Annotated in this window: 7 protein-coding genes; 3 read left to right on the plus strand and 4 right to left on the minus strand. The window is 30.9% G+C overall.

Annotated elements, in window-relative coordinates; translation table 11 throughout:
* Window positions 1–29 precede the first annotated feature (29 nt).
* On the plus strand, window positions 30–800 hold the full coding sequence (gene cobB, locus Q0C16_RS00135) for an NAD-dependent protein deacetylase (protein WP_292319008.1): 771 nt from the start codon (window positions 30–32) through the stop codon (window positions 798–800).
* Here the strand turns inward: cobB and Q0C16_RS00140 are convergent.
* On the minus strand, window positions 797–1,801 hold the full coding sequence (locus Q0C16_RS00140) for an MBL fold metallo-hydrolase (RefSeq protein WP_292319009.1): 1,005 nt from the start codon (window positions 1,799–1,801) through the stop codon (window positions 797–799). The genes cobB and Q0C16_RS00140 overlap by 4 nt on opposite strands.
* Before the next feature lie 116 nt (window positions 1,802–1,917).
* Here Q0C16_RS00140 and Q0C16_RS00145 point away from each other — a divergent pair, with 116 nt between their 5' ends.
* A complete protein-coding gene (locus Q0C16_RS00145; RefSeq protein ID WP_292319010.1) occupies window positions 1,918–3,057 on the plus strand; it encodes a GTPase in 1,140 nt (379 codons plus the stop codon).
* 165 nt (window positions 3,058–3,222) lie between these two features.
* Here the strand turns inward: Q0C16_RS00145 and Q0C16_RS00150 are convergent, their stop codons facing one another.
* From Q0C16_RS00150 to Q0C16_RS00160, 3 genes are read right to left on the minus strand one after another with little or no spacing between them, the layout of a single operon-like run.
* Window positions 3,223–4,479: a glycosyltransferase family 4 protein gene (locus Q0C16_RS00150; protein ID WP_292319011.1), complete on the minus strand. Its 1,257-nt coding sequence runs from the start codon at window positions 4,477–4,479 to the stop codon at window positions 3,223–3,225.
* Between the two features lies 1 nt (window position 4,480).
* A complete protein-coding gene (locus Q0C16_RS00155; protein ID WP_292319012.1) occupies window positions 4,481–5,071 on the minus strand; it encodes a hypothetical protein in 591 nt (196 codons plus the stop codon).
* A complete protein-coding gene (locus tag Q0C16_RS00160) occupies window positions 5,058–5,771 on the minus strand; it encodes an HAD-IIB family hydrolase (RefSeq protein WP_292319013.1) in 714 nt (237 codons plus the stop codon). Before Q0C16_RS00160 ends, Q0C16_RS00155 begins: the two co-directional genes overlap by 14 nt.
* Before the next feature lie 557 nt (window positions 5,772–6,328).
* Here Q0C16_RS00160 and Q0C16_RS00165 point away from each other — a divergent pair.
* Window positions 6,329–7,141, plus strand: an 813-nt coding sequence (locus Q0C16_RS00165) for a hypothetical protein (protein WP_292319014.1), incomplete at its 3' end; no start/stop codon positions are given.

Here is a 7,141-nt window from a genome sequence, read left to right on the forward strand (position 1 = left end):
ATTCTAAATAAATAAATCTTGGTGAAACTGTGGATTTAATAAAACAAATCGCTGAAAAACTAATAAAATCAAGTTTTGCTGTAGTATTAACAGGGGCTGGAATTAGTACAGGAAGCGGCATACCTGATTTTAGAGGACCCCAAGGAATATGGAAAGTTTTAGACCCTAACCTCTTTCACATATCTCATTTTTATTCTGATCCATTAAACACGTGGAAGCTTTTTATGAATGAAATGTATGAAAAAATTAAGGATTCAAAGCCTAATCGAGCTCATTATTCTTTAGCTAGACTTGAGGAACTTAATATAATAAAAGCAGTTATAACACAAAACATAGATAACCTTCATGAAAAAGCTGGTAGTAAAAATGTTATTGAGCTTCACGGAAACATGAAATATGCCATATGCACTCAATGTTACAGAAAGTATGATATAGAAAACGCCTTTAATGATGTTAAACAAAATAAAATCCCTATATGTCCATATTGTGGAGGTATTTTAAAACCAGACGTTGTATTTTTTGGTGAACCGCTACCTGAAAAAGAAATTAGGCAAGCATTTGATTTAGCATCTAAAAGTGATCTCTTCTTAGTTTTAGGCTCAAGTCTATCAGTTTCTCCAGCTAATCAATTACCGATTATAGCTAAGAGCAATGGAGCTGAATTAATAATAATAAACATGGGTGAAACAGAATTAGATTATTATGCTGATATAAAAGTTGATGAAAAGGTTGAAGAAGTTTTTCCAAAAATATGTAAAAAAGTTGAAGAAATGATTGCTTCATTAAGTAGCTGTAATTAAATTGCTTTCCAGACGTAAATATTTTTCATTTCAACCTTTTCTGCTTTATTAAGTACTTCCAATCTCTTTAGATGGGCTAGCGTTTCTCCCATAGCAAAAAATCTTTCAGCATATGGATATTCTTCCCAAGAATTATACGATGCTCTCCATTTAACCTTTTTCGCAATTTCATATCCAGTTAATGGAGTTTTACTAATTAATTTCAATATTTCATTAAGCCTTTCTTCATGATGCTTTATTATTTCATTCGCTCTTTTACTGGGATTTAATATGGGTTCTCTATGTCCAGAAAAAGCTAATTTAGCATTTAAAGAAGCAATTTTTTCTAAACTATTTATGTAATCTGTTAATGGGTCTGTGTTCTCATCTGTTAAAGTTATTTGAGGGGTTATTGGATCTATTATATGATCTCCTGTAAAAATTATACCTTCTTCTTTATTATAAAGGTTTATTTGTCCAGGCGTATGACCTGGGACTTCTAATACCTTAAACTTTAATCCTTGTATATCTATTTCGGAATCACTGCTTAAAGTAATCCATGGGATTTCTTGGAGATCATTTGTATATACATCGACTAATCTCATTGCCGGATGAGCTTTAGATATTTCATTTGCTTCGCCTGGCGGCATGCCATGATTTACATAGATTTTTAAAGCCTTGTTTATGAACTTATCGAAGCCTTTTTTTAAAACTTTTGCATCTTTTAAGCCTAGATAAAAATCTGATGCTCCTAATGAGTATAAAACTGGAGATAATGTTATATGATCAACATGAAAATGAGTCACAATAACAGATTCCATATCGCTAATTTTATATCCCAATTTTTTTATTTCCTTAGATAGTTCATGAAATGACCTCATATTATACATTCCTGCGTCTATTAAGCTAAAAGAAGTGTTATCTGTAATCATGTAAACGTTTATATATTTCAAGGATTCTATAGGAATGGGAACTTTTACTCTATGAATCCAACTCGGAATCTCAACTGATGTATTTTCCAACTTATACACCTAATATTCCGTTATTTGCAAAAGTTTAATATCTATCTTGTTTTCGGTCTATGGATCTCAACATTTTTAATTTTTAAATTCTTATTATAAATAAGGGATTAAAATAGATGGTAACAAACCTGCCTGCAGAAGCAATTGCTAAGCTAAATAAATACAGCGATGCTAAAACTGTTGAAGATAAAATAAAAGCTTTAGAGGAATTTATAAGTGCAGTTCCTAAGCATAAAGGTACTGAGAACTTACTTTATTGGGCGAGGAGTAGGTTAGCTGAGCTTAGGCAGGAGGAAGAAAAGGAGAGAAAAAAGAAAAGAGGTGGAGGAGGGCCAAGAGTTTTCGTTGAAAAAGCTGGAGCTGGCCAAATAGCTATAATTGGTCCTCCAAATTCAGGCAAAAGCAGTATAGTTTCAAGACTAACAAATGCTAAAGTTGTTATAAGTCCTAACCCTTTTTCAACTAGTGAACCAGTACCAGGTATGATGCAATTCGAAGATATACAGTTTCAATTAATTGATACACCGCCTTTAATTAGCAATGAGGGAGATTACATTAATACAAAGGTATTGGCAATAGCAAGGAATGCTGATGCAATAATAATAGTTGTTGGATTAGATAGTGATTATGAAAGGGATTTGAAAAAAATTTTTGAAACACTTGAGAAAAAAGGTATAATGACATCTATGCAAAAGGGTTACATAAGGATAGTAAAGCATAGGACTGGTAATGGAATAAATGTTGTATTTTACGGAAAGCCCAGTTTTACTGAAGATGATGTAAGGAAAGTCTTAAGCTCTTATAGGATATTTAATGCAACAGTAGAAGTTTATGGTGAGCCAAAGCTAGACGATATAGATGCTTCTTTAATCAATGCAATAACATATAAGCCTACCATTGTGCTTTTTAATAAAAAAGATCTAGTTAAGGAATTTAATATACCCTTGTTGCCGAAAGACATCTTATATAGGGTTGTTTCTGCGAAAACTGGTGAAGGCCTTAATGATCTTGGTAATGATATATTTAAAATTCTAAAAATAAAAAGGATTTATACGAAAAAACCGAATTCATTGCCTGATAAGGAGCCATTAATAATTAAGGAAAATGCAACAATTAAAGAAATAGCCGAAACTATAAATCCTAATTCAAATGTAAGGTATGCTAAAATTTGGGGAAAAGGGGTAAAATATAATGGACAAAGAGTTGGGCCAGATTTTATTCCAGTAGATAAAGACATAGTTGAAATGAGATTTTAAATTGTTAATAATTAGGATTTATTATTAAGAAATTTAATAAATTTTTAATAAATTTTTAATTTTTTTAGATAAATTTTATGTTTCTTAAATAAACCCTTTAATGAGTTTAATGTAAATAAAAAGGAATTCATAAGAAAAATTGTTGATTCTTCATTGGTTGAGAATCTATTGTGAGGAAAGCTGTTTTGCTTTTTCAATCAATTCCCTCATTAATTTAGACATTAAAAAATTCCTTCCTTTTTCCATTGCTTTTACTTTCATTTCTTCATATAAAGATTCATTTTGCATTATTTTATTTATTGCTTCTACTCCCCCTTCAATATCATCAGGTCCTCTTAGATGTATTCCATCAATTCCATTGGAGATAAGCCATTTTTGCCCATATACTGCGCTTGTAATAACTGGCACCCCTCCATACATGAACTCTATCTGAGTTAATCCTAAAGCTTCCATTTTTGACATTATTATATTTAAATAACTTGATTTTATTAAAGAAGCTTTTTGCTCAACTGTTAACTCCCCGGTTAACACAACATTTTTCAATTTTTTAGATTCCTTATACACCTTATCCCATTGATCTCCTGGTTTTCCAGCTATAACAAATACTATATCTTCATTGTTTTTGAAATGTTTTGCTATTTCTACAACAGCTAATGGATTTTTCCTTTCTTCTATTGTACCAAGATATGCTATTATTTTTTTGTTTTTATTTTCTTTTAAAAATTGTTCAATAAATAAATCTGGTTTTGCTTCATCTATAATTTTTGCTTCATCATCATCTAATCCTCCAGGAAATATATATATCTGTTTTGGATTTGCTCCTAGTGTTATCATATCTTCCCCTTCAATTCCTGTTACAACTAAAATAAGATCAGCTGCTTTGAATATAGAAGGTAATTCTGTCATATTCCATGCCATCCTATAGGTTCTCTCTATAGGATCGTATCTTCCAGGCTCTGGCGGCTGATAATGGGACATATGGCCATATACAATCTTTTTTTGGTTCACATTTATTGTTCCCATCAATTTTCTCCACATAATCCACTTAGCAGCATCTTCAGGACCATTCCAAAGAGTTGAATGGGTTACTATAAAATTTATGCCCAATTCCTCATCTATTTTATTTAATATATTAATAAAGTCTCTAAAAGTTATCCTTCTTGGGGGCCAATTTACTTTCCTGCTTAAAACCCTTACAGTAGGTAAATCAATTTTTGGATCTTTTTCAAATACCTGATAAGGTTTTTCTGATAACTCTAATTCTCTTTCTCTGATTATAGGCTCATTATCATGATATATGCTCGTTATTAAATATGATTTATATCCAAGCTTTATAGCCCACTTTACCATACGTTGTGCAACAAGCTCTTGACCTTTGCTTTTAGATGTTTGATACATAACTGAAAAAAAGTTGAATCCCATCTCATGCCCTCCTTAAGTATCTAGATAAAATTAAAGCAACAAATGCTATTGCTAATCCCCATGCTAATGGTTGAAGTAAAATCATTAATGGAGTTACATCAAGCTTTACTTCTCTCATAGCTAAAGTTATAACTGTTATGTAAAGAACTATTTTAATGTAAACTATTAGTATTTCAAGTTCTTGTCCTCCTCTTAATTTTGCTTCGCTTGTTATATAGCTATCGAAAACATCTATTAAAATGAAACCAATAATTATTGTAAATACGAAGAGAGCTGTATAACCTAGACCTATTGTGAGCAAGGTAGAGGCCAATTTTAATTCCTTTAGAACTTCATTAGAGATGAAGTCTATAGCTAATATAACTCCTGTTGCATACAGAAAGTAAGCTATTATGTTTCCAAAAAAGTCCCCGCCTGTCATACCAGCTCTTAAAGTTAATCTGCCCATGCTTATATGCTTAAACCAATCATTAAATCCAGTAATTTCTAATGATCTTTTTATTAAAAATTTTACTATTTTCCCTAAAAGATAAAAGCCTACTATTATTACTAGGAATATCGTTGCATATATAATGTAATTAATAATCTGCATATTTTCTTATCGCCTCCCATATTTTATCGAACTCAACTATTTCATTAATACCTGCATTCTTTAAATGTTCATTGTATTTGTTTAATACTAAAATTGATATATCTGATACTTTAAATGCAGGTAAATCGTTTTCACTGTCTCCGAAATATATGGTGATTTTAGGATTAAAAAGCGTTTTCAAAAATAAAACGGCATCTGATTTATTGGCTTTGCTAACTAAAATATCTATGAAAGGTTCATTTTCATATTTTATAACTTTTAGATTTAATTTTTTTGCCTGCTCAATTATTGATGGTAAACTTTTTGGATAATTAGAAAACCTCCAATCTATTGTTATGCCTGCAATTAAATTCGTTGTTGTTTTTTTTATATCTATTTTTGCCTTGCTCTCTTTTATATCTTTATCTTTTTTGATGAAGTCTATTAATGAAATAGCATCATCCTGATATTTTATTAAATCTGTATCAATACAAGACCTATTACCATAAATTATTTCTGCCCCAGCAATACATGCATATGCATCTGCTTTAACTCTGTTTATCAATAAATCGCAGCTCTTTGTTGATACAATAGCTACCTTGTTTCCTTTTTTTCTAGTATAATCAATAGATTCAATGACCTTTGCTGATGGATATGCTTTTTCTAAGCCCACATCTATAGGGCTTATTGTACCATCATAATCGAGCAATATTAATTTCATCTCCCTCACCTGATTACTCTCATAGGGTACTTGCTGTTCACTATAATATCTTTGGTTATAGGTTTTTTATATTGTTAAGATCTTAATAATATTAGATCTTCTCTATGTATTTCTATAGTATTATTCCCATTTTTAATTAAGGATAATCTCGATAAAACTAAAATCAATAATTTAACTTGTTCTAAAATGGTAGGATTCCTAAGGTTAATCAGAAAGAATTCGAGGTAATATAAAGGGAACATTCGATTTTCCCTATATGATTTATTAAAATCATTTTACTAGAAGTTTTAGTTTTCACGATAGTCTTTTGAACTCACTAAATTCTTTAAAAAAACTTCTAAATAAATTGTATAACAGCACCTTTGTGGAAGAGTTTAGTAAAACGGGAATTGTATGCAATACATTGTTTTCTCTAATTATTTTTATAATTGATTTTTTTAATATAAAAATAAACTTATTTTTACCTGTGGGATACTATGTTTAGCGGAAAAGGGGGTTAACCCTTAAATACCAGGTTAATACCAAATAGATATTAGCCAAAATAAGGTGTAAATATCATGAATTCGAAAACAAGATATGGGGCTATAGCCTTAATGGCTGTAGCTTTTGTTTTAGTAATGGCGTTAGGAGTAATACCAGTAACGCATGCTGCACCATCAACGGTAAATATACAAGCAGGTACTGGAGTTGCGTATCCAAGTGTTGTTAGTCCAGGAGGTCAAGTACAGCTAGTATTTAGCTTCAATGTAAGCACTACACTATCAGGTCCCTATGTTTTATATCTTTACTTTGCGGCTCCATCAACTTATGTAACACAACCAATTACAAGTTCATTCTTTTTAAAGTCAAACGCTCAATATCTAGTTGCAAACGTAACCTTAACTCAAAGTGAGTTATCAACATTTCTCAGCAATATAGAAAAAGTTGATCCTAATGTAAGCTCTGCAACAAATATAACAGTATTTGTCGCTTTATCAAGTCCATATACTCCAGTTTATACTACAACATCACCTACAATTGGAACAAATACCATTACTTTATTATTAAAACCAGCTTTAACAACAGTTTTAACTAACCTTGAAACTGGAAACCTTAGCTACTACGGCTTATATAATGTGAAGACAAACAGAACCTTAAGCATGATAGTTAACTTAACTCCTCTCGGTAAAAGCTTTGCCCAATACGCACCAAATAAAGCATATTGGGGATTACCAACAAGTAATACAAATGTTACTGCTTTCTTATATTTAATGAACAACTTTAATTACCCTGTACTCCTATTAGAGAACCAGACAGAATACGGTTCAGGTACATATTATAATTCTAGTACAAGCGAATTAATACAACCAACAAATTTAAAGCTTACTTCA

It is taken from the genome of Caldisphaera sp. (assembly GCF_023256325.1).
In the GTDB taxonomy this organism is placed as follows: domain Archaea; phylum Thermoproteota; class Thermoprotei_A; order Sulfolobales; family Acidilobaceae; genus Caldisphaera.

Bases quoted from the DNA above. Each gene is read 5' to 3' on its own strand.
- Q0C16_RS00160 (WP_292319013.1), bottom strand. From the start codon at position 5,771: ATGAAATTAATATTGCTCGATTATGATGGTACAATAAGCCCTATAGAT.
- Q0C16_RS00145 (WP_292319010.1), top strand. From the start codon at position 1,918: ATGGTAACAAACCTGCCTGCAGAAGCAATTGCTAAGCTAAATAAATAC.
- Q0C16_RS00155 (WP_292319012.1), bottom strand. From the start codon at position 5,071: ATGCAGATTATTAATTACATTATATATGCAACGATATTCCTAGTAATA.
- Q0C16_RS00150 (WP_292319011.1), bottom strand. From the start codon at position 4,479: ATGGGATTCAACTTTTTTTCAGTTATGTATCAAACATCTAAAAGCAAA.